At 70.1% G+C, this 22,385-nt stretch carries 19 protein-coding genes; 12 read left to right on the top strand and 7 right to left on the bottom strand.

What is annotated here, in order from left to right; genetic code table 11:
* Positions 1-23 precede the first annotated feature (23 nt).
* The 4 genes from ACQKIP_RS02035 (at position 24) to ACQKIP_RS02020 (ending at position 6,194) form a co-directional block, all read left to right on the top strand.
* Positions 24-2,159, top strand: coding sequence for an ABC transporter ATP-binding protein (locus tag ACQKIP_RS02035; RefSeq protein ID WP_365858187.1), 2,136 nt, complete (start codon positions 24-26; stop codon positions 2,157-2,159).
* Between the two features lie 162 nt (positions 2,160-2,321).
* The gene (locus tag ACQKIP_RS02030) at positions 2,322-3,209 is read left to right on the top strand and encodes a FadR/GntR family transcriptional regulator (RefSeq protein WP_361197784.1); all 888 of its coding nucleotides are present in this window, start codon (positions 2,322-2,324) and stop codon (positions 3,207-3,209) included.
* Between the two features lie 419 nt (positions 3,210-3,628).
* Positions 3,629-5,173: an RNA polymerase sigma factor gene (locus ACQKIP_RS02025; protein WP_361197781.1), complete on the top strand. Its 1,545-nt coding sequence runs from the start codon at positions 3,629-3,631 to the stop codon at positions 5,171-5,173.
* 190 nt (positions 5,174-5,363) lie between these two features.
* Positions 5,364-6,194 carry a serine protease gene (locus ACQKIP_RS02020; RefSeq protein ID WP_365858190.1) on the top strand — a complete coding sequence of 277 codons (831 nt, stop codon included), beginning with the start codon at positions 5,364-5,366 and terminating at the stop codon, positions 6,192-6,194.
* A 169-nt stretch (positions 6,195-6,363) separates the two neighbouring features.
* Here the strand turns inward: ACQKIP_RS02020 and ACQKIP_RS02015 are convergent, their stop codons facing one another.
* A complete protein-coding gene (locus ACQKIP_RS02015; protein ID WP_351173659.1) occupies positions 6,364-6,591 on the bottom strand; it encodes a DUF7455 domain-containing protein in 228 nt (75 codons plus the stop codon).
* Between the two features lie 440 nt (positions 6,592-7,031).
* Here ACQKIP_RS02015 and ACQKIP_RS02010 point away from each other — a divergent pair, with 440 nt between their 5' ends.
* The 6 genes from ACQKIP_RS02010 (at position 7,032) to ACQKIP_RS01985 (ending at position 13,917) form a co-directional block, all read left to right on the top strand.
* On the top strand, positions 7,032-9,155 hold the full coding sequence (locus ACQKIP_RS02010; protein ID WP_365858192.1) for a DNA gyrase/topoisomerase IV subunit B: 2,124 nt from the start codon (positions 7,032-7,034) through the stop codon (positions 9,153-9,155).
* Positions 9,156-9,298: 143 nt separating this feature from the next.
* Positions 9,299-9,811, top strand: coding sequence for a DUF1453 domain-containing protein (locus tag ACQKIP_RS02005; RefSeq protein ID WP_365858194.1), 513 nt, complete (start codon positions 9,299-9,301; stop codon positions 9,809-9,811).
* Positions 9,808-10,950, top strand: a complete 1,143-nt coding sequence (locus ACQKIP_RS02000; RefSeq protein WP_365858196.1) for a sensor histidine kinase — start codon at positions 9,808-9,810, stop codon at positions 10,948-10,950. The genes ACQKIP_RS02005 and ACQKIP_RS02000 overlap by 4 nt, the downstream gene beginning before the upstream one ends.
* The gene (locus ACQKIP_RS01995) at positions 10,947-11,651 is read left to right on the top strand and encodes a response regulator transcription factor (RefSeq protein WP_365858198.1); all 705 of its coding nucleotides are present in this window, start codon (positions 10,947-10,949) and stop codon (positions 11,649-11,651) included. The genes ACQKIP_RS02000 and ACQKIP_RS01995 overlap by 4 nt, the downstream gene beginning before the upstream one ends.
* Before the next feature lie 125 nt (positions 11,652-11,776).
* A complete protein-coding gene (locus ACQKIP_RS01990) occupies positions 11,777-12,328 on the top strand; it encodes a DUF485 domain-containing protein (protein WP_365858200.1) in 552 nt (183 codons plus the stop codon).
* Complete coding sequence (locus ACQKIP_RS01985; RefSeq protein ID WP_365858202.1) at positions 12,325-13,917, top strand: solute symporter family protein; 1,593 nt, start codon at positions 12,325-12,327, stop codon at positions 13,915-13,917. The genes ACQKIP_RS01990 and ACQKIP_RS01985 overlap by 4 nt, the downstream gene beginning before the upstream one ends.
* Before the next feature lie 52 nt (positions 13,918-13,969).
* Here ACQKIP_RS01985 and ACQKIP_RS01980 read toward each other — a convergent pair whose 3' ends face one another.
* The 4 genes from ACQKIP_RS01980 to ACQKIP_RS01965 are packed head-to-tail and all read right to left on the bottom strand — an operon-like array spanning position 13,970 to position 18,583.
* Positions 13,970-14,650 (bottom strand): response regulator, encoded by a 681-nt coding sequence (locus ACQKIP_RS01980; RefSeq protein WP_365858204.1) that lies wholly within the window; start codon positions 14,648-14,650, stop codon positions 13,970-13,972.
* Positions 14,647-16,305 carry a sensor histidine kinase gene (locus ACQKIP_RS01975; protein ID WP_365858206.1) on the bottom strand — a complete coding sequence of 553 codons (1,659 nt, stop codon included), beginning with the start codon at positions 16,303-16,305 and terminating at the stop codon, positions 14,647-14,649. Before ACQKIP_RS01975 ends, ACQKIP_RS01980 begins: the two co-directional genes overlap by 4 nt.
* A 28-nt stretch (positions 16,306-16,333) precedes the next feature.
* A complete protein-coding gene (locus ACQKIP_RS01970; protein WP_365858208.1) occupies positions 16,334-17,281 on the bottom strand; it encodes a sucrase ferredoxin in 948 nt (315 codons plus the stop codon).
* Between the two features lie 36 nt (positions 17,282-17,317).
* The gene (locus ACQKIP_RS01965; RefSeq protein WP_365858210.1) at positions 17,318-18,583 is read right to left on the bottom strand and encodes a citrate synthase family protein; all 1,266 of its coding nucleotides are present in this window, start codon (positions 18,581-18,583) and stop codon (positions 17,318-17,320) included.
* 116 nt (positions 18,584-18,699) lie between these two features.
* Here ACQKIP_RS01965 and ACQKIP_RS01960 point away from each other — a divergent pair, with 116 nt between their 5' ends.
* Positions 18,700-19,875: a citrate synthase/methylcitrate synthase gene (locus ACQKIP_RS01960; RefSeq protein ID WP_365858212.1), complete on the top strand. Its 1,176-nt coding sequence runs from the start codon at positions 18,700-18,702 to the stop codon at positions 19,873-19,875.
* 190 nt (positions 19,876-20,065) lie between these two features.
* Here ACQKIP_RS01960 and ACQKIP_RS01955 read toward each other — a convergent pair whose 3' ends face one another.
* A complete protein-coding gene (locus tag ACQKIP_RS01955) occupies positions 20,066-20,302 on the bottom strand; it encodes a hypothetical protein (protein ID WP_365858214.1) in 237 nt (78 codons plus the stop codon).
* A gap of 134 nt (positions 20,303-20,436) precedes the next feature.
* Positions 20,437-20,991: a DUF6082 family protein gene (locus ACQKIP_RS01950; protein ID WP_365858216.1), complete on the bottom strand. Its 555-nt coding sequence runs from the start codon at positions 20,989-20,991 to the stop codon at positions 20,437-20,439.
* 320 nt (positions 20,992-21,311) lie between these two features.
* Here ACQKIP_RS01950 and ACQKIP_RS01945 point away from each other — a divergent pair, with 320 nt between their 5' ends.
* Positions 21,312-22,385 carry a CobW family GTP-binding protein gene (locus ACQKIP_RS01945; RefSeq protein WP_365858218.1) on the top strand — a complete coding sequence of 358 codons (1,074 nt, stop codon included), beginning with the start codon at positions 21,312-21,314 and terminating at the stop codon, positions 22,383-22,385.

The raw sequence follows: 22,385 nt of genomic DNA, 5'->3' as shown, positions 1-22,385 counted from the left end.
TCGCACATCCCGCGAGAGAAGCGATGATCCAGGCCATCGGACTGACCAGCAATACCCGTCAGGAGCTGCCGCCCGCCGTCGACGACGTGTCGTTCGAGGCGCGAACAGGCCGTGTGACGGCACTGCTCGGCGCGCAGGGCGCCGGTAAGACGACGGCGCTCAGGCTCATGCTCGAAATCCAACAGGGCCGAGGAGTCACCTACTTCAGAGGGCGCCCCCTGCACCGCATCAGCCATCCGTCGCGCGAGGTGGGTGTCCTGCTGGGCGAGGTGCCGGGGCATCCCGGCCGCACGGTCCGGGGCCAGTTGCGCATGCTGTGCGCCGCGGTCGGTGTGACCGTCCAGCGCGCCGACGACGTACTCGAAGTGGTCGGTCTCGTCAGCCTCCGTGATCAGCGGCTCGGCACGCTCTCGCGCGGCATGGACCGCCGTCTCGGCCTGGCGTGCGCGCTGCTCGCCGACCCGCACACACTTGTCCTCGACGGTCCCGCAGACGGGCTCTCGGCACGGGAGGGCACATGGCTGCACAGTGTTATGCGCGCGCATGCCGCCCAGGGGGGAACCGTCCTGTTCTCCACGGCCGACCCCAAGGAGGCGGCACGGACCGCCGACCGGGTCGTCACGCTGGAGGCGGGCCGTCTGGTCGCCGACCAGGAAGCCGGTGACTTCGCCCGCACCCGGCTCCGCCCGCGGGTCGCGGTGCGCAGCCCGCACGCGGCACGTCTCGGTGCGCTGCTGGCCAAGGAAGCCCGTGCCGGGCGACGCTCCATCGAGGTGGTGAAGGAGGAAGGCAACCGGCTTTCGGTGTACGGCAGCCAGTGCGCCGAGATCGGAGAGACGGCGTTCCGCCACGGAATCCTCGTCCACCAACTCGCCGACGAAATCGGGGATGCGGGACCCGTGGCCGCGGTGCCGTCGCCGACGCCCGCGCCCGAACGCGTAACCGAAACTCCTGAAGCGGCGACGGCGGCAACGGAAGCGACGGCGGTAACAGCGCTTGCGGGCGGGACGGAAGTGGGCTCGGCAGGAGCCAACTCGGAGGGAGGCGACCCGGCTGCGACAGCCGACGTGCTGCCCGAGACCGACACCCTGGCCAGCACCGCCACCGCGACCACCACCGCGACCGACGCCGAGGCCACCATCGCCACCGCCACCACGACCGGCATCGACACCAGCACCGACACCGGCGCCGAAAGCGACGCCGAGACTGCGCCCACAGCCACAGCCACAGCCACAGCCACAGCCACAGCCACGCCCACGGCCGAGACCACCCCCACAGCCCAGACCAAGATCCTCATCCCCCTCGCCGCCGCAGACCCGACCAGCACCCCCGCCCCGCAGGATGCCGCGGCTCCGACCCCTTTGCCGCCCCCCATCTCGATCCGCCCCGCCCGCGGCCCCCTTCGCCCCTTGCGCTACGAGCTGCGCCGCGCCGCCGGTATCGGCACCGGGTACCTCACCATCGCCGCGGTGCTCGCCGTCTCCGCCGTCCTCGCCGTCTTCCTCGCCAGGAACGGACACACGCCGCAGCCGCTCCTGCTCGCGGCCTGGCCCGGGGAACTTCCCTTGCCGCCAGCGGCGCTTGGCGCCGGGCTGCTCGGGGCGCTCGCCTTCGGTGAGGAGTTCCGCCACCCCGCACTCGCCGCCGACCGCGGCACCGTCCCCCGCCGCTTGGGGCTGCTCTGCGCCAAGTTGATCGTCGCGGCGGGCACCGCGCTCCTGCTGAGCCTGCTCGTGCTGGTATCCGACGCCGCGTTGCTTCACTTGGTATACGGAGACGAGGTCGCGAAAGTTCCCCCTGACTGGCTTTCGCTGAGCGCGAGTTGGGTCGCCCTCGTGGCGGGCTGCGCCTGGGCGGGGGTGCTCGCCGGAGGGGTCTTCCGGTCCACGACCGCCGGCCTGGCCGCTGTTCTAGCGGTGCCGATCGTCGTCGTACCGCTCGTACAAAAGGCCTTGGAGGGACCATCTGTGCGATCGGCGGCGGGGCTGCCGGGGCGGCTTCGCGACCTCGCTCTGGTGCAGTGGCCGTTCGGCGTCGAGCGCTATCTGGCCGGCGGAGTCCGGATGATCGCCCAACCTGTGGGCAGCGCGCTGATGTTGTCGGTTACCGCTCTGCTCTGCGCGTTTCTGCTCACGGGGGTGCGAACCAGAGCCCGATGAGCGACCGTCCGGCGCTTCCGTTCGCGTGCTGCGCACAACTCCCCGCAGACCGGACGCTTCTTTCCGATAAGGCGTCAATTGCGGCGGGGTAAGCGATCACCCTTTCGTGTGCTTTTCACCAAAGACCTCAAGGGACTTGGAAGCCGCGCCGACAAAGGTTCCGTGAGTACCCTTGCGCACACCATGATGACCGCCGCCCGCTCCGCCGACTCCGGCCTCGCCGGTCCGGGCGAACTCGACCGCTACCCCTACGCGGAGGCCTCCGGTGCCGATCGCGTCGTCGCACCCTCGTGGGACAGCGCCGACCAGGATCTCGGCCGCGTCGGCCGGCGCACCGCAGGCAGCCGCGGCCGTGGACTGCACGGCCAACTCGTTCAACAGCTCGGCCAGATGATCGTCTCCGGTGACCTGGGCGCCGACCGCCCGCTCGTCCCCGAGGAGATCGGCCAGCGCTTCGAGGTCTCCCGCACCGTCGTCCGGGAATCGCTGCGCGTACTCGAAGCCAAGGGCTTGGTCAGCGCCAGGCCCAATGTCGGCACGCGCGTGCGCCCCGTCAGCGACTGGAACCTCCTTGACCCCGACATCATCGAGTGGCGTGCCTTCGGGCCGCAGCGCGATGACCAGCGCCGCGAGCTCGGCGAGCTTCGCTGGACGATCGAGCCCCTCGCCGCCCGGCTCGCCGCGGGCCACGGCCGCGAGGAGGTGCAGCAGCGGCTCGCCGACATGGTCGAGATCATGGGCCACGCCCTGAGCCAGGGCGACGGAATCACCTTCTCCCGCGCCGACGCGGAGTTCCACTCGCTGCTCATCCAGCTCGCGGGCAATCGCATGCTGGAGCACCTGTCCGGGATCGTCTCGGCCGCGCTCCAGGTCTCGGGGGGCCCGGTCACCGGCTGTGACCGTCCCACGGAGACGTCTCTGGTCCACCACTCGCGCATCGTCGACGCTCTCGGGGCGGGCGACGGGCCCGGCGCCGAAGCCGCCATGCGGCAGCTGCTCACGGCCCACCCCGAGGTGGAGCGCGTCGTGCCCGCCCCCCGCGAGCACTGACGGGCCGGGTCTGCGTCCGTACGGCCGGATCATGCGCCTCGCGGCCCGACCTCATCACTCCGCCTGCGCGGCACCGTCGCCGGGCCTCTGCGGGTTCCTCGGGGATCCGTCAGAGCCCGGCGACACGGTTGTCGCCCTGCGAGCGGCCTTCAGAGCCTAGGTCTGGACTCTTCTGACCGTATCTGGCCGCTTTTGAGTGCTTACGGGGTGTGACTCGGGCCACGTAGATTGGGCGTAACGCTCCTCGGGGCAGCGCGATGACCTAAGAGGTGATAGCCGAGGAAGGAATACAGCAGTCGTTCGCGGCGCTGTGTAGCTCCCCGGCCCCGCCTGCGCCGTCGGCCCATCCCCAGTCGTCGGTCGTCGGTCCTGGTCCACAATGGACGGGGCCGGAAGCCGTTTTCCAACGTTCCGAGAGGTTGTTCGTGTCGGCCAGCACATCCCGTACGCTCCCGCCGGAGATCGCCGAATCCGTCTCTGTCATGGCGCTCATCGAGCGGGGAAAGGCTGATGGGCAGATCGCCGGCGATGACGTGCGTCGTGCCTTCGAAGCTGACCAGATTCCGGCCACTCAGTGGAAGAACGTTCTGCGCAGCCTCAACCAGATCCTCGAGGAAGAGGGTGTGACGCTGATGGTCAGTGCCGCGGAGCCGAAGCGCCCCCGCAAGAGCGTCGCAGCAAAGAGCCCGGTCAAGCGCACCGCGACCAAGACCGTCGCGGCCAAGACGGCCACGGCGAAGCAGGCCACCGCGACCGCCGCCCCCGAGGCGTCGGCCGCAGATGTCGCAGCCGAGGACTCGCCCGCGAAGAAGGTCGCCGCCAAGAAGACGACGGCAAAGAAGGCCGTCGCCAAGAAGACCGTCGCCAAGAAGGCGACGGCAAAGAAGAGTGCGTCCAAGCAGGACGACGAGATCCTGGACGACGAGGCCACCGAGGAGGCGCCCGCCAAGGGCAAGCCCGGTGAGGGCGAGCCCGCGGAAGAGGGTGCCCAGGGCTTCGTGCTGTCCGACGAGGACGAGGACGACGCCCCGGCCCAGCAGGTCGCCGCGGCCGGTGCCACCGCCGACCCCGTCAAGGACTACCTGAAGCAGATCGGCAAGGTCCCGCTGCTCAACGCCGAGCAGGAGGTCGAGCTCGCCAAGCGCATCGAGGCCGGCCTGTTCGCCGAGGACAAGCTGGCGAACGCCGACAAGCTCGCGCCGAAGCTCAAGCGCGAGCTGGAGATCATCGCCGAGGACGGGCGCCGCGCCAAGAACCACCTCCTGGAGGCCAACCTCCGCCTGGTGGTCTCCCTGGCCAAGCGCTACACCGGCCGCGGCATGCTCTTCCTGGACCTCATCCAGGAGGGCAACCTCGGTCTGATCCGCGCGGTCGAGAAGTTCGACTACACCAAGGGCTACAAGTTCTCCACGTACGCCACCTGGTGGATCCGTCAGGCGATCACCCGCGCCATGGCCGACCAGGCCCGCACCATCCGTATCCCGGTGCACATGGTCGAGGTCATCAACAAGCTCGCGCGCGTGCAGCGCCAGATGCTCCAGGACCTGGGCCGCGAGCCCACCCCGGAGGAGCTGGCCAAGGAACTCGACATGACCCCGGAGAAGGTCATCGAGGTCCAGAAGTACGGCCGCGAGCCGATCTCCCTCCACACCCCCCTGGGTGAGGACGGCGACAGCGAGTTCGGTGACCTCATCGAGGACTCCGAGGCGGTCGTTCCGGCCGACGCGGTCAGCTTCACGCTCCTCCAGGAGCAGCTGCACTCCGTGCTCGACACCCTGTCCGAGCGTGAGGCGGGCGTGGTCTCCATGCGCTTCGGTCTCACCGACGGCCAGCCGAAGACCCTCGACGAGATCGGCAAGGTCTACGGAGTGACGCGTGAGCGCATCCGTCAGATCGAGTCGAAGACGATGTCGAAGCTGCGTCACCCGTCGCGTTCGCAGGTCCTGCGCGACTACCTCGACTAGTCAGCAGAGCTCCAGACAGAAGACCCGAAGCCTCACCGAGGCCTCGGGTCTTCTGTCTGTTCGATGCCTTCACCCGGCGCCGACCTGTTCTATGCGTCCGCCCTGCTCCGGACGCGCGTGGCGAGGGTGCGGGGCGTGCCGCTCTCGATCACTGTGGGTGTGCCATGGCAACTCAGAGTGGGGAGATCGCATGCCTCGTCCTTTCGCCCGAACATTTACGGCGGCGTTGGCCCTTGTCGCGCCGGTGGCGGTACTGCCGCTGGCCTCACCGGCCCCCGCGGCGGCCGACAGCATCGTCATCGGGGGCAGCCCGGTCAAGGTGGCCGACAGCCCGTGGGTGGTGGCGCTGTCCAGCCGTGACCGGTTCGGAGGTACGCGCTCGGGACAGTTCTGCGGAGGAGTGGTCGTCGGACGCTCGACGGTCCTCACCGCGGCGCACTGCCTGGGCGAAGAAGTCCTGGGAGTGCCGCTGAGGAAGATGAGCGACCTGAAGGTGATCGCGGGCCGGGACGATCTGGGCACGTCGACGGGCCGTGAGATTCCGGTTCGCGAGGCGACGGTCAATCCGAAGTACGACAGCACATCGAACTCCGGTGACGTGGCGGTGGTGACGCTGGCGAGCCCGCTGCCGCAGGACTATGTGATCGACATGGCAGGTCAGGGCGACCCGGCGTACGAGCCCGGCACCCGCGCGGCCGTCTACGGGTGGGGTGACACGACGGGAGCGGGTGATTACGCGCGGACGCTGCGCGCCGCGAATGTGCGCGTACTGCCCGACTCGACGTGCAAGAAGGCCTATCCGGGCAGCTCTGACGGAACGTACACGCCCGCATCCATGCTGTGTGCGGGGGAAGTCCAGGGGGGCCGTGACGCCTGTCAGGGGGACAGCGGCGGTCCGCTCATCGCGCGCGGGCGGCTGATCGGCCTCGTGTCGTGGGGCAGCGGCTGCGGCCGGGCGGGTAGTCCCGGTGTCTACACGCGGATTTCGGGTGTCGCGCAGGACGTGCCTCTGCGCGGCTGAAAATGCCGGAGCTGCCGGCGCGGGGAGTGCGGGGCGTCGCGCAGGGCCGCCGAGAAGGCGCCTGGGCGCCCGTGTGACGAGATCGGGCGGCCACCCCTGGGGTTGGCAGGGGTGGCCGCCCGATCACCGGCCTGATGAGCGCCGGATGGCTCGTCGTGGGTGCGAGGTGTCAGCGATCCTCGTCCGTGGTTTCGGGAACGGCCGTCAGCCGCTCCGTCTCATCCTGTATTTCAGCGGCGATCTTCTTGAGTTCCGGCTCGAACTTGCGGCCGTGGTGGGCGCAGAAGAGCAGTTCACCGCCGCTCAACAGGACGACGCGCAGGTATGCCTGGGCGCCGCAGCGGTCGCAGCGATCAGCGGCCGTCAGGGGGCTCGCGGGGGTCAGAACAGTAGTCACGTCGCCTCTTCTCTAGCTCGACGAGCTGTCGTACCAGGGTCAACATCCAACCAGGCCGAAAACGTTCCCGCTCGTGGCTTTTCCTCGAAGTTTTTTCCGAGGCGGCTGTCTGCTGCCGGTTGGCGGCGAATGTGCCGTATTACGTCTCTAACGTGTCGTACGGTTTCGCGCTGTCTGTCAGGTCGGTCGTCCGCCGGCTGGGTTGCCGGTTGTTCATGAGGACGTGCCCGGAGCCTAAATGGTTCATGCCTGGAAGGGAACGTGACGTGCGCTTCACTCAATCGAGGGATCGAACAAGCGTGCGGCACTGGACTAGTGTGAGTTGAGACGAGGGTGGCGTTACAACGGCTCTACCAGGCCTCGGTACCCTCTGAGCGGCAACCGAAGCCGGGCCCTTACCCCAAAGGGGCCCATTTGAAATTCAGCGAGGAGCGAACCGCGTGACCGCCGAGACGTCCGTGCCGTCCACAGCGTTGCTGACCGGAGCAGACCGGGACGGTTCCAACTACACCGCGCGGCACCTGCTCGTCCTGGAGGGGCTCGAGGCCGTTCGCAAGCGTCCTGGCATGTACATCGGGTCCACGGACAGCCGTGGCCTGCTGCACTGCCTGTGGGAGATCATCGACAACTCCGTCGACGAGGCCCTGGGCGGCTACTGCGACCACATCGAAGTCATCCTCCACGACGACGCCTCAGTAGAGGTCCGGGACAACGGCCGAGGCATCCCGGTGGATGTCGAGCCCAAGACCGGCCTTTCCGGGGTCGAGGTCGTCATGACGAAGCTCCACGCGGGCGGCAAGTTCGGCGGTGGCTCCTACGCCGCCTCCGGCGGCCTGCACGGCGTGGGTGCCTCCGTGGTGAACGCCCTGTCCGCACGCCTCGACGTAGAGGTGGACCGCGCGGGGCACACCCACGCGATCAGCTTCCGTCGTGGTGTCCCCGGAGCTTTCGCCAAGCCCGGCCCCGACGCCGACTTCGACTCGTCGGCCAAGCTGCGCAAGGCCAAGAAGATCCCCAAGACGCGCACCGGCACGCGCGTGCGCTACTGGGCCGATCGCCAGATCTTCCTCAAGGACGCCAAGCTCAACCTCGACACGCTGCACCAGCGCGCCCGGCAGACCGCGTTCCTGGTGCCGGGCCTGACCATCGTCGTGCGCGACGAGTACGGCCTCGGCGAGGGCGGCACCAAGGGCGAGGAGTCCTTCCGCTTCGACGGCGGCATCAGCGAGTTCTGCGAGTACCTCGCGCAGGACAAGGCCGTCTGTGACGTCCTGCGTCTCACCGGACAGGGCAGCTTCAAGGAGACCGTCCCGGTCCTGGACGACCACGGCCAGATGACCCCCACCGAGGTCACCCGCGATCTCGCCGTGGACATCGCGCTGCGCTGGGGCACGGGCTACGACACGACGCTGCGGTCCTTCGTCAACATCATCGCCACCCCCAAGGGCGGCACCCACGTGACGGGCTTCGAGCGCTCCCTCACCAAGACGATGAACGAGGCGCTGCGGGCCCAGAAGGTGCTGCGCGTCGCCGAGGACGACATCGTCAAGGACGACGCCCTCGAAGGCCTCACCGCGGTCGTCACGGTCCGCCTCGCCGAGCCGCAGTTCGAGGGCCAGACCAAGGAGGTGCTCGGCACCTCGGCGGCCAACCGCATCGTCGCCAACGTCGTGGCCAAGGAACTCAAGGCGTTCCTGACGTCCACCAAGCGCGACGCCAAGGCGCAGGCGCGCGCCGTGATGGAGAAGGCCGTCGCCGCGGCCCGCACGCGCATCGCGGCCCGTCAGCACAAGGACGCCCAGCGCCGGAAGACGGCCCTGGAATCCTCTTCGCTGCCCGCGAAGCTCGCCGACTGCCGCAGTGACGACGTGGAGCGCAGCGAGCTCTTCATCGTCGAGGGCGACTCGGCGCTCGGCACGGCCAAGCTGGCGCGGAACTCCGAGTTCCAGGCGCTCCTGCCGATCCGCGGAAAGATCCTCAACGTTCAGAAGGCGTCCGTGACGGACATGCTGAAGAACGCCGAGTGCGGCGCGATCATCCAGGTCATAGGGGCAGGGTCCGGACGGACCTTCGACATCGACGCGGCGCGCTACGGGAAGATCATTCTCCTCGTCGACGCCGATGTCGACGGCGCCCACATCCGGATTCTCCTGCTCACCCTCTTCCAGCGGTACATGCGTCCGATGGTGGAGGCGGGCCGGGTCTTCGCGGCCGTGCCGCCGCTGCACCGGATCGAGCTGGTGCAGCCGAAGAAGGGCCAGGACAAGTACGTCTACACGTACTCGGACAACGAGCTGCGCGAGACGCTTCTCGAGTACCAGCGCAAGGGAATCCGCTTCAAGGACTCCATCCAGCGCTACAAGGGCCTCGGCGAGATGGACGCGGACCAGCTCGCGGAGACCACCATGGACCCCCGCTACCGCACTCTGCGACGGGTCAACATCGGCGACCTGGAGGCCGCCGAGCAGGTCTTCGATCTGCTGATGGGCAACGACGTCGCGCCCCGCAAGGAATTCATCACGAGCTCGGCGGCGACGCTGGACCGCTCGCGCATCGACGCGTAGCGCTCTCCACCCGTGGGTGGAGCCGTCGGCTCCACCCACGTTCCACCCCTGCTCCGATGCCTTGACCAGGCCATTTCCGTAGCGTCGAAGGCGTCGGTCCTTCCCGGATCGGCTCCGCACTTCTTCGCTGCACGGAGGCCGTCATGTCTGGGCTCACCAATGTTCTGGTGATCTGCGCCGTCGTCGCGTTGGTGATCGCGCGCCAGTTCAAGGCGCAGCAGATCACCACGGACAGGCGCTGGTGGGTCATACCTGCCGTGCTGGTCCTCATGGCCGTGCGCGATCCGGACCTGCTGGATCCGCACCACCGGGCGGTGGCCGCCGTGCTGCTCGGTGCGGAGCTGCTGGTCGGTCTGGCCATGGGCTTCGGCTGGGCGCGGACCACGCATGTGTGGACGGCACCGGACGGTGCCGTGTGGGGCAAGGGGACCAAGGCCACCGCCATCGTCTGGACCGCCGGGATCGGGTTGCGGCTCGGTCTGTTCGGCATCGGCGCGCTGCTCGGGGTGCGGCAGGGCAGCGCCGCTCTGATGCTGGCCCTCGCGGCCACCCTCCTCGTGCGCAGCGGGGTGCTGGCGCAGCGGGCCGGCCTGTTCCGCCCGGCGTACGGTGTGGCGGACGCGGCGTACGAGCCGATGCGGAAGGACCCCGTGTGATCTCCGACCGGTGGATGAGATGGCCCTCGCGGGAAGCGCTCAGCCGGGGAGGGCAGAGCGTCGCCCGGCTGTGGTTCGTCAGGGTCCTGAGGGTGGCGGTCGCCTGCGCCCTGCTGTGGAACGCGTTCCAGCACGACAGAGGCTGGCTTCTGGTGGCCGGGGTCGGCCTGGTCGTGCTCTGCTGCGGGCTCGCCTGGGCCTTCCTGCGCACCTCCTTCGACCGGCGGTTGTGGCCTTCGGTCGCTCTGCTGCTCCTGCTGATGGGGGCCGGATATGCCGCGCAGGCGGGCGACTGGAGGGTGCTGGCGCTCGTCCTCTGGTGCAGCACGGGCGTCCTGGCCCTGGAGCGGCTGCCGCTCCTCGCGGCTGCGGCCTGTGTGCCCGTGGCGATGATCGCGTTCGCCGTGTACAACAACGACAACTGGCTCGTCACGGGCCTGATCGTCGTCGGGCTCGCGCTTGCCGGGTACACCCTGCGGCTCGACGCCGACGCGCGGGGCAATGCCCAGCGGCTCCTCGCCCAGGAGCGGGCCGCCAGCGCCGCGGAGGCCGAGACGGCCGCGCTCGCCGAGCGGGCCCGCATCGCCCGCGAGATCCACGACGTGCTCGCGCACAGCCTCTCCGCGCAGCTCGTCCACCTGGAGGCGGCGCGTCTGCTGATCGAAGGGGACGCGACACGCGATCAGATACTGGAGCGGGTGGTGGCGGCGCGGTCCATGGCCCGCGAAGGGCTCTCGGAGACCCGGCAGGCGCTCTCCGCGCTGCGCGGAGAGATGACACCGGTCGAGGATTTCCTGCACGATCTGGTCGCTTCGGACAAGGCGTCGGTGTCCGTGACGGGAGAGCGGCGCGCTCTGCCCGCCGAGGCGTCACAGGCGGTGCGGCGCGTCGCACAGGAGGCTCTGACGAACGTCCGCAAACATGCGCCGGGCGCCGAGGTGTCCGTGCGGCTGGCCTACGGAGAGGGTGAAGTGACGCTGGACGTGCGGGATTCGGGCGGGCCACCGGGTGAACTCGCGGCGTCCGGGGCCGGGTACGGTCTGCTCGGAATGCGGGAGCGGGCCGAGTTGCTGGGCGGGTCCCTGACGGCCGGGCCGGGCGAGGAGGGCTTCAACGTGACGCTGAAGGTGCCCACATGAGGACGGACGGCGGCGCCAGGGCGCCGGCGCGGGTGATCGTGGTCGACGATCAGACCGTGGTGCGCGAGGGCATCGTGATGCTGCTGGGGCTGTTGCCCGGTATCGAGGTCGTCGGTTCGGGGGGTGACGGGGAGGAGGCCGTCCGGCTGGTGGCCGAGCTGTCTCCGGACGTCGTGCTGATGGACCTGCGTATGCCGCGGGTCGACGGCGCGGAGGCCACCCGCCGTATCCGGGCCGAGTATCCGGGGACGCAGGTCGTCGTCCTCACCACCTTCGCCGACGACGACTCGCTCTTCCCCGCACTGAAAGCGGGTGCTCGCGGCTATCTCACCAAGGACGCGGGCGGGGACGAGATCGTGCGGGCCGTCGAGGACGTGCTCTCGGGCGACGCGGGGCTGTCTCCGCAGATCCAGCGGCGTCTGCTGGAGCGGCTTTCGGAACCCGAGCAGCCCGCGCCCGCGGCGGAGCCGCCCGACGGACTGACCACGCGCGAGACCGAAGTGCTCGTCCTGATCGCCGAGGGACTGACGAACCAGGAGATCGCCCGCGCGATGCAAGTCTCCACCGCGACGGTGAAGACGCACATCAACAACCTCTTCGCCAAGACGGGCATCAAGGACCGCGCACAGGCGGTCCGTTATGCCTACGGACACGGTCTCGTCACGCCTCCGAGCAAGCCGCCGGGGGCCAGGCCGGTCTGAATGAGGTCTTTGGTGAGGTCCTTCACCTGATGGGGTGAAGAGGAGGGAGAGAAGAGTCAGGGATCTTCCCGTTCTGTCCATCCTTGGGCACGCGGCCGAACAGGGCTGCGGACAAGGAGAGTTCGGTGGAGAAGCACGACGGGCGCGATGCGGGGCAGGCGCGGACCGGTGATCCGAGAGATCCCTGGTACGACGCGCTTGCCTCCGGCTGGGGCGAGTTGGACGGCACGGGGGCGCCGGCGCCCGTGGTGCCGCCCCGATCCGCGCCGGAGCGCAGCGCGAGCGCGGCCGACATCTACCTGGAGGTCCAGCGCAGTGCCGCCTTCCAGGAGGTGCGTGCCCGCTATCGGCGCTTCGTCGTCCCCGGCGTGGCCGTCTTCTTCACCTGGTATGTCGCGTATGTCGTGACGGCGACGACGGCGCCCGGCCTCATGGCGCGGCCCGTCGCCGGATCCGTGAACGTGGCGATGGTCGCGGGCCTCGGGCAGTTCCTCACGACCTTCCTGCTGACCTGGGCGTATGCCCGGCACGCCCGGCTGAGGAGGGATCGCGCGGCGCTCGATCTGCGCTGGGCCGTGTTCGAGCAGAAGCGGGAGCAGGACCAGCGCGTACTCGATCACCAGCGGGAACCCGGCGCGTGGGGCGCGCAGGAGCCGGTCCGGGGGAGCGAGCGATGACCGGGGACCACCAGACGCTCGCGCTGCTGCTGTTCGGCGTGTTCGTGGCCGTCACCCTCGGCATCACGACGTGGGTGAGCCGGAACCGGCACGGCTCGGCGGAGGAGTTCTATGCGGGCGGGCGGCTCTTCTCCCCCATGGAGAACGGTTTCGCCATCGCGGGCGACTACATGTCGGCCGCCTCCTTCCTCGGCATCTCCGGACTGATCGCCCTCTTCGGGTACGACGGGCTGCTCTACTCGGTGGGCTTCCTCGTCGCCTGGCTGGTCGTGCTGTTCCTGGTGGCCGAACTGGTGCGCAACTGCGGTCGGTTCACGCTCGCCGATGTCGTCGCCGCCCGGATGCGGGAGCGGCCCGTGCGCATCGCGGCGGGAACTTCCTCGGTGACCGTGTCCGTTCTCTATCTGGTGGCGCAGATGGTGGGGGCGGGCTCTCTGGTCGCGCTGCTGCTCGGCGGGACGAGCGGGGCGGCGCAGGCCTGGACGGTGATCGGCGTCGGCGCGCTCATGGTCGTCTATGTGTCGTTGGGAGGGATGCGGGCCACCACCTGGATCCAGATCGTCAAGGCGGTCCTGCTGATGTGCGGCGCGATCGCGCTGACCGTGCTCGTTCTGGTGCGTTTTCACGGCGACTTCGACCAGTTGCTGCGGACCGCGGCCGACCGCAGCGGACACGGCAGCCAGTTCCTCGCGCCCGGCCTGAAGTACGGCGGCGACTGGACTTCGCGACTGGACTTCATCAGCCTCGGGCTCGCGCTCGTCCTCGGCACGGCCGGTCTCCCGCACATCCTCTCCCGCTTCTACACGGTGCCGACCGCCCGCGCCGCCCGCCGCTCCGTCGTCTGGTCCATCGGCCTCATCGGCAGCTTCTACCTGATGACGATCGTGCTGGGCTTCGGTGCCGCCGCCATCGTGGGATCCGATGCCGTACGGGGATCGAATGCCGCGGGGAACACGGCGGTTCCGCTGCTCGCGCTCGATCTCGGGGGCGGCGCGGACTCCACAGGCGGAACGGTTCTGTTCGCCATCGTCGCCGCGATCGCCTTCGCCACGATCCTCGCCGTCGTCGCCGGGATCACGCTCGCCTCCTCGGCGTCCGTGGCCCACGACCTGTACGCGTCGCTGCGGCGCAAGCGGGCCAAGCCGCGCAGCGAGGTGGCGGTGGCGCGGCTCGCCGCCGCGGGCGTCGGGGTGGTCGCGATCGGCCTGGGGCTGCTCGCGCGCGACCTCAACGTGGCATTCCTGGTGGGCCTCGCCTTCGCGGTCGCCGCGTCCGCGAATCTCCCCGTACTGCTCTACTCGCTGTTCTGGCGGAACTTCACCACGCGGGGAGCGGTCTGGTCCGTCTACGGCGGCCTGGTGCCCTCCCTGGTGCTCGTCGTGCTCTCACCCGTGGTCTCCGGAGGACCGAGTTCGCTCTTCCCCGGGGTGGACTTCCAGTACTTCCCCCTGGAGAACCCGGGGCTCGTCTCCATCCCGCTGGGCTTCCTCGCCGGGTGGCTCGGCACCGTCACCTCGCCGGAGCCCGCGGACGAGGCCAAGCACGCGGAGACCGAGGTGCGGGCACTCACCGGGGCGGGAGCCGCGTAACAGCCGGCTACGAAGCACTCGCCGACGAAGCACCTGCCTACGAACCACTCGCCTACGAAGCGCTCGGCGCCCATTCGTAGCGGTGCTCCGGGCGGCCCGTGTCGCCGTACTTGAGACTGAGCCGGACCCGGCCCGAGCGCTCCAGGAGCTTCAGATAGCGCTGGGCCGTCTGCCGGCTCAGCCGGGTGCGGTCCGCGAGCTCCTGGGCGGACAGCGGCCCCTCAGCGCCCATCAGGGCCCTGCGCACCAGCTCGGCAGTGGTGGGCGAGTGCCCTTTGGGCAGCTCCGGCGCCGGAGTCGCCGAGAGCGCGCCGAAGATCCGGTCGACCTCGGCCTGCTCGGCCTCGCCCCCGCCGTCCAGGGTGCGGCGCAAGGTGGCGTACGCGTCGAGCTTGGCGCGAAGCCCCGCGTAGGAGAACGGCTTGACCAGGTACTGCAGGGCGCCGTGCCGCATCGCGGCCTGGACGGTGGCGACGTCGCGCGCGGCGGTCACCATGATCACGTCGGTCTGATGGCCGCGCTCACGCAGCGTACGGACCACCGCGAGGCCCGTCTCGTCCGGCAGATAGTGGTCCAGGAGCACCAGGTCGACGGGGAGCTCCTCGACGAGCCGCAGCGCCTCGGCGGCGCTGTGGGCCTTCGCGGCCACCCGGAAGCCGGGCACCTTCGCCACGTAGGCGGCGTTGACGTCCGCCACCCGGACGTCGTCGTCCACGACGAGCACCTCGATCATCGTGCCTCCTCCGTGGGGGCCAGTTCGGACGTGGGGGCCAGTTCGGACTGTGCGAGCGCTTCGGGCAGCACGACGGTGAACTCGGCACCACCGTCGGGCGCGGCGCCTGCCCGCGCGCTGCCGCCCTGCCGCTCGGCGAGCCTGCGCACCAGGGCGAGCCCGATGCCGCGCTTGCCGTGCGCAGGGGGCTCCTTGGTGGACCATCCCTCGGTGAAGATCGTCTCGCGCTGATCGGACGGTACGCCGGGACCCGTGTCGCGCACCTGAAGGACGACAGTGCGCCCTTCTGTGCGCACATCGACCTCCACGCACGCGTGGGCAGTGCCCGCGGCCGCGTCGAGCGCGTTGTCGACGAGATTGCCGACGATGGTGACCAGGCCGCCCGGATCGATGAGCCGGTCGGGCAACGCGGTGTCGCGCGGCACGGAGAGGACCACCCCGCGCTCCGCGGCGACCGTGGCTTTGCCGACCAGGAGCGCCGCGAGCAGCGGATCGCCGATCTTCTCCGTGATCTGCTCGGCGGTCACCCGGTGCGCGCCCGCCACCTCGCCGACGAACTCCGCGGCCTCCTCGTACATCTCCAGTTCGAGCAGGCCGAGCAGGGTGTGCATGCGGTTGGCGTGTTCGTGGTCCTGGGCGCGCAGCGCGTCGATGAGGCCGCGGGTGGAGTCCAGTTCGCGGCCCAGCTGCTCCAGTTCGGTGCGGTCGCGCAGGGTGGCGACGGCGCCTCCGTCGTCCGTGGGCATGCGGTTGGCGACCAGTACGCGCTGGCCGCGGACGGTCAGGAGGTCGGTGCCCGTGACCCTGCCGGCCAGCACGTCGGTCGTACGGCCCGGACCGAGCGCGGTGTCCAGCGGCTGCCCGATGGCCTGCGTGCCGAGGCCGAGAAGCCGCTGCGCCTCGTCGTTGAGCAGGCGGATCCGGCCGGCGCGGTCCAGCGCGACGACGCCTTCGCGGATGCTGTGCAGCATCGCCTCGCGTTCCGCGAGGAGCGCCGAGATATCGGAGAAGGCCAGGTCACGCGTCTGCCGCTGGACCCGGCGCGAGATCAGATAGGCGGCGAGCGCACCGACGGCGAGGGCCCCGCCCGCGTACGCGAAAAGACCGGGGATCGCGTGGACCAGGCGGGCGCGGACGCTGTCGTACTCGATGCCCACGGAGACGGCGCCCACGATGTCCCCGTCGATGTCCCGCAGCGGCACCTTGCCGCGCGCCGAACGGCCCAGGGTGCCGTCGTCGATCTCCATGACCTCGCTCCCCGCGAGGGCGTCGCTGGGGTCGGTCGAGACGACCCGGCCGATCTCGTCGTGATCGGTGTGGGACCAGCGGACGCCGTCCTTGTTCATGATCACGACGTACTCGGCGCCACTGGCCCGCCGGATGCGTTCCGCTTCCGCCTGCACGGGCCCGTCGACCGTCGGCTCCGAACCCTTGAGGTCATCGGCGATCTGCGGCTGCGCCGCCGTCGTCTGCGCGATGGCGAGCGCGCGGCGCATCGCCTGGTCGTCGAGCTGATCGCTGAGCGGTGCGAGGAAGAGTCCCGTGGCGAGCACGGCGACCCCGGCGGCGATCGCCAGCTGCATCAGCAGCACCTGCGAGAAGACGCGTCGCGGCAGGCCGAGGCGCAGTCGTCTGGCGGGGGAGGTCGGGCTCATGTGTACGAACGGTACGGCGGCCGGAGGGCTACTCCGAAGTCACTGTGGCGTGGATCTCCTGTACGGAGTCGTACGCGACCTGCCGCACCGCCACGACATCCATCCGCGCCGGGGTCGCGAGGGCCGCCCCGCAGCTCTCCGGCCGCGGCGGCAGCGAAGCCCCCTGCGCGACCGTCACGCGCCAGCTCCGCCCGTCGGTGTGGGCCACCGTCACGTCCCACCGGGGCGCCGTGCCCTCCGTACGGACGACGCGCAGGGCGCCCGCGGCCTCCTCGCCCGTCGAGGCGCGCACCGCGAGCTCGGCGGCCTGTCCGGGGCGCTCCCAGGCGGAGCTGCCCCGGCAGCCTTCGGTGACGACGCGGCCCGTGCGCACCCCTTCGAGGATCTCCTTGACGGCGGCCTGCCCGGAGCGGCCGTAGGCGTAGCCGTACGGCAGGACGAGGAGCGTGGGGGAGAAGCGGTGACCGCCCAGATGAGTGACTTCCCAGGCACCCTGTTCACCGGAAGCGGCGAGTTCCGCCGCGAGGGGCCTGCCCAGCAGGGCACAGCAGCGGTCACGCTTGCCGTTCGTGCAGACGAGGGCGAGCGGGTCGCCCGTGTGCGGGGTGCCGAATCCGCCGTGATCACCCGCGCCGAGGGCCGTGAAGTCCAGGTCGAGCAGCTCCCGGGGCCGGTCCGTGACGTGGCCGCGCAGCCAGGTGCTGCCGGGAGTGGTGTGGGCCGCGTACACCCGGCGCAGGGCGGGGGCGCGGCTGTCGGCATGGCGGCCGGGGCGGCGGATGAGCGCGACGCGGACGCCGGTACCCTCGGCGGCTGCCTCGAGGGCGCGGCCGACCCCGGGATCCAGGTGGCTGGAGGTGAGCGCCTTGGCGCCCCACGGGCCCGGCTGCTCGAGCAGCAGCCAGGTCCTTGCGGTGGCCGCGGTCCCCGCGAGAGGCTCGTCCAGATCCCGCGAAGCGGTGGCGCACTTACTCACAGAGGTGAGCCTAACCTGCGCCGGGTCTGCGGCGATTCATCCGCCGCCGGTCGGCGCGGGCAGGGGCTGGGGCGGGCGGAGACCGACGTAGTGCCCGCTGGGGCGCATGCGCAGCGGACGCTCCTCGTACTCCTCAAGGGCGTGCGCGATCCAGCCGGCCGTGCGCGCCACGGCGAAGATCGTCTCGCCGGCCTCCGCGGGCATCCCGGACGAGGCGGTCAGGACGGCGAGGGCCAGGTCGACGTTGGCGTGCAGGGCGGTGTGGCGGGCCGTGGTGGCCACCACGTCGCGGGCCGCGGCCAGAGCGGGGCCTGCCCCGGGGATGGCCTCCAGGAGGGTGAACAGGGCCTCCGCACGCGGGTCGTCGCCGGGGTAGAGACGGTGGCCGAGGCCGGGGACGCGGCGGCCCGCGCGGAGTTCGTCGGCCACTACGGGGGCCGCGCTGCCCCGGTCGAGGACGTCCAGGAGCATGCGGTGCGCGAGGCCGCTGGCCGCGCCGTGCAGAGGGCCCTCCAGGACGCCGAGGCCGGCGGAGACCGCCGCGTACGGGTGGGCGCGGGCGGAGGCGGCGACGCGGACGGCGAGTGTCGACGCGGCGAGGTCGTGGTCGACGAGCAGGGCGAGCGCGGTGTCCAGGGCGTGCAGGGAGGCGTCGTCCGGCTGCCGTCCGGTCAGCCGGGCCCAGAGGCGGTGGGCCAGGGGGCCTGTGTCCCGGTGGGTCCGGCGTGCCGGGGGCAGCGCGGCGACGAGGGTGGGGATGAGCGTGCGGGCGGTGCCGATGACGGCCTCTTCGGAGAGGTCGAAGCGCAGAGGGTCGGCCGCGGCCGCCGAGATGGCCGCCACGCGCAGCCGGTCGGTGGGGCCGCTGTGCTCGGGCAGCGCGTCGACGGCGCGGCGTGCGGCGCCCGCGGTCTCGCCGGGGGCGGAGAAGCGGACTCCGGGGCGCATGACGCCGGTCCACAGCCACTCGGCGACCTCTTCATAGGAGTGCGCCAGGGCCAGTTGCGTCGCGTCGACGCCGCGGTAGTAGTAGCGGTCCTTGTCGATGAGGGTGATGCGGGTGCGCACGGAGAGTTCGCCGCTCGCGGACGCGGCCGCGGGTTCCCTGCGGTTCCTGCGGGCGAGCGACTCGACCTCCTTGGCGTCGAAGGTGCTGCCCCGTGAGCCGGGGCCGCGGCGGCTGCTGAGCTGACCGCGGCTCACATAGGCGTACACGGTCTCCGGTTTCACGCCGAGCAGTTCGGCGGCCTCCCGGGTGCTCAGGCGTGGGCCTTCCTTCGGGGTGGCCTCTTGATCCGTCATGGGCGTCACCGTATCCACTATGACTGTCGACTACATATTGAGTCAATCAATATTGACAGAGATTGAGTCAAGCATGGACAGTCGAATCAAGTCCAGGGAGGAAGTCGAGGAACAACATGCCGATCAATGGCTCCGCCACCACCCCCACCGCACCCATGGAGGTCCCCCGCGGCCTCGCGGGCGTCGTCGTGACCGAGACCCGGCTCGGGGACGTCAGGGGATACGAGGGCTTCTACCACTACCGCCAGTACTCGGCCGTCGAACTCGCGCAGACCCGCAGCTTCGAGGACGTCTGGCACCTGATGTTCCACGGCACGCTGCCGGACGCCGGGCAGCGGTCCGCCTTCGCCGCGCGGACCGCGCTGCTGCGCCGGCTGCCCGACGACGTACGCGCCGCGCTGCCCGCCATAGCCCGCGCCAGTGCTCTGTCGGGACCGCTCTCCGGGCTGCGCACGGCGCTGTCGCTCTTCGGCGCGGCGAAGGGTTTCCGCCCGGTGTACGACATCGACGAGGACCGGCGCCGCGAGGACGCCCTCGCCGCGTCCGCCGTGGTGCCGACGCTGCTCACGGCGCTCTACCGGCTCGGCCAGGGGCTCGACCCCGTGGAGCCGCGCGAGGATCTGTCGTACGCGGCCAACTACCTCTACATGCTGACGGGTTCGGAGCCGGACCCCGATCGCGCGCGGGCGATCGAGCAGTACTTGATCTCCACCATTGATCACGGGTTCAACGCGTCAACGTTCACGGCCCGGGTGATCACCTCGACGGGTGCGGACGTAGCGGCCTGTCTGGTGGGTGCGGTGGGCGCCTTGTCGGGGCCGCTGCACGGAGGGGCGCCGAGCCGGGCGCTCGACACCCTCGACGCCATCGGCACGCCCGACCGTATCGACGGCTGGATCCGTGAGCGGGTCCTCGCCGGTGACCGGATCATGGGCTTCGGTCACCCCGTCTACCGCACGGAGGACCCGCGTTCGCGCATGCTGCGGGGCGTCGCGCGGCAATTCGGCGGCGACATGGTGGAGTTCGCGGTCGAGGTCGAGCGGCAGGTCGAGGCGATCCTCGCCGAACTGAAGCCGGGGCGTGAGCTGCACACCAACGTGGAGTTCTACGCGGGCGTCGTCATGGAGCTCTGCGGTCTGCCCCGCGAGATGTTCACGCCGACGTTCGCGGCGGCGCGGGTGGTGGGCTGGGGAGCCAACATCCTGGAGCAGGCACAGGACTCGAAGATCATCCGACCGGCGGCGCGGTACGTGGGCGAGTCGGTCCCTCAGCCGGTGCCTGCCGCCTCCTGAGGGCCCTCCGGGCCACAGGGGTCCATGGTCAGGGACTCCTCCGGAAGCGGTCCTCGAAGCGGTCCTCCAGAAGGCGCAGAAACGCGAAACGGGCCCGGCCGCCGGAGCGGCCGAGCCCGTCATGACGCCGGTCGACCGACGTCCGCCGACTGACGTCCGTCGACGAGCGTCCGCCCGGTGACGGCAGGCGTCACGCGTCAGGGATGTCGACCTTCGCGCGGACCAGCGTCTCGCGGCTCACGATCACGATGCGTTCGTAGTCCGCCCGCGAGGCGTCCGGCGGAAGTTCTTTCTCGAGCGTCGCCGTTGCCTCTGTCCCGATGACAGCGAAGTTCCCGTCGCTGAGCTCGAACACATCAGGGCACGACTGCCCCGACGCGCTGCCTCGCTGCTGGGGAGAGACTCCGATGCGGCGCACGATTTTCAACGGTATCCCTCGAAGAAGTTTAGGGGGCCGCGCAGTGGGTAATTCGTGCGCGCGCGCCCACCATAGGGACTGGAGATGCCCGAGACAAGCCGGGTCATCCCGGCGTGTGACGTCGCTGAAGGGGCCAACTTCCCCTATTCGTACGGAGGTTCCCCGACGACCCACCATTCGTCGGTGTCCGCTTCCTCCAGATCGTGTATGAGCTTGTCGACCATTCGGCCCATGCGGGCCTCGTCCGAAGTGTCGAGGAGGCTGGCCCGGTGCGGTCGGGTGGCCTTCCAGTAGTTGCGGAAGATCGGGTTCTGGCAGATCAGACGCAGATGCCCGTGCGCTTCTTCCCAGCTGAGGTTGCCGACGCGCCAGAACAGCAGGGTGTTGGTGTACACGGCGTTCGCGAAGAGGTACTGCCGCAGGGTCCGGGCGTCGAGCGTCACGTCGAAGGTGTCGAGGACGGCCGCCAGATCGGGGTCGTCCATCGCCTTGCTGAGCATGTTGAACTGCAGTTGCTGCTGCGCGATCAGGGCGGCGTTGCGCTCGTGCCCGGACTGTCCCGTGCGCGCGAGTCGCAGCCGCAGCGCCCCGTGCTTGCGTTGCCGGGCGGTCAGGACCGTCAGAGCCCCGACGGTGAAAGCAAGGCCTGCGGCAGCGGCGGACCCCAGCCTCCGTACCCCAAATTTCTGTGTGACCATGTCAACCCCCGATTCGGCGACCGTCCGCCGGTCGTCGGATGCGGGTCGACAGGATGAGGACCGGCGAGCGATGGGCGGCGCGCTTGCCGCCTCCCAGGATGCCGAGCGGCTCTGATCGGCAGGGAGGCGGAGAGGAGGCGCACGGAAGGCAGCGATGGTCGCATGTCCCGACGCCGTGCCCAATGTGTGCCCCGCCTGCGCCGCTAACAATCGTTCACTTCGTGGCCCTTCTACGCGCTCGTATGCTGGGGCGGCAGTCATTCGTCGTACGAGAGCCGGCCACGCGCCGGTGCACGCGTCAGTGTGAAAGGGGTCGCGCGTTGACTCGGCCGTGTGCGGGGCAGATCCCGGTCGTCGTCATCACCGGATTTCTGGGTTCCGGCAAGACGACGCTGCTCAATCATCTGCTCCACCGCAGTGGCGGCAGCAGAATCGGTGCCATCGTCAACGACTTCGGGTCCATCGAGATCGATGCCATGGCCGTCGCCGGGCAGCTCGGTGACTCCACCGTCTCGCTGGGCAACGGGTGTCTGTGCTGCGCCGTGGACGCCAGTGAGCTCGACGTGTACCTGGAGAAGCTCGCTCAGCCGTCGGCCCGGATCGATGTGATCGTCATTGAGGCCAGCGGGCTCGCCGAGCCGCAGGAGCTGGTGAAGATGGTGCTGGCCAGCGAGAATCCGCACATTGTGTACGGAGGGCTCGTCGGGGTCGTCGATGCCGCCGAGTTCGACGCGACCCGGCAGGCGCATCCCGAGGTCGACCGGCATCTGGGGATCGCCGATCTCGTCGTCGTCAACAAGGCCGACCGGGTCCTTGCCGAGGAGCTGGAGCGCATCACCGGCGTCGTCCGCGGCTTCGCCGACCGCGCGGCCGTCGTCCCCGCCTCGTACGGGCGTGTCGACGTGGAGCTGCTCCTCGACCGCAAACCCGTGGGGGAGCGGGTCGGGCAACTGTCCTTCGACGACCTGCACGGTCACGAGGACAGTCACGAGCACGGGGCCGGGCACCACGACCACCTGCACTCCGCCTACGAGAGCCTCTCCTTCTCCTCCGAAGTGCCCATGGGCCCCCGCCCGTTCATGGCCTTCCTCGACAGTCGGCCCGAGGGGCTCTACCGCATCAAGGGGTACGTCGATTTCGGCGCCGCCGACCCGCGCAACAAGTACGCCGTGCACGCCGTGGGACGGTTTCTGCGCTTCTACCCCGAGCCGTGGGCCGCGGGGGAGCCGCGTCTCACCCAGCTCGTGCTCATCGGGTCGGGCATCGACGTACCCGCTCTGGAGAAAGAACTCGGGGCGTCTCGCGACGACGCCCCACAGGCCGGTGCCGATGAGCACAGCATGTGGGGCGTCCTGCGATACGTCCAGGAGCCCGAGCCCGGGCCCCTGGATTAG

The organism is Streptomyces sp. NPDC059900 (genome assembly GCF_050270335.1).
GTDB lineage: Bacteria > Actinomycetota > Actinomycetes > Streptomycetales > Streptomycetaceae > Streptomyces.
This window is presented reverse-complemented; position numbering and strand designations above follow the sequence as displayed.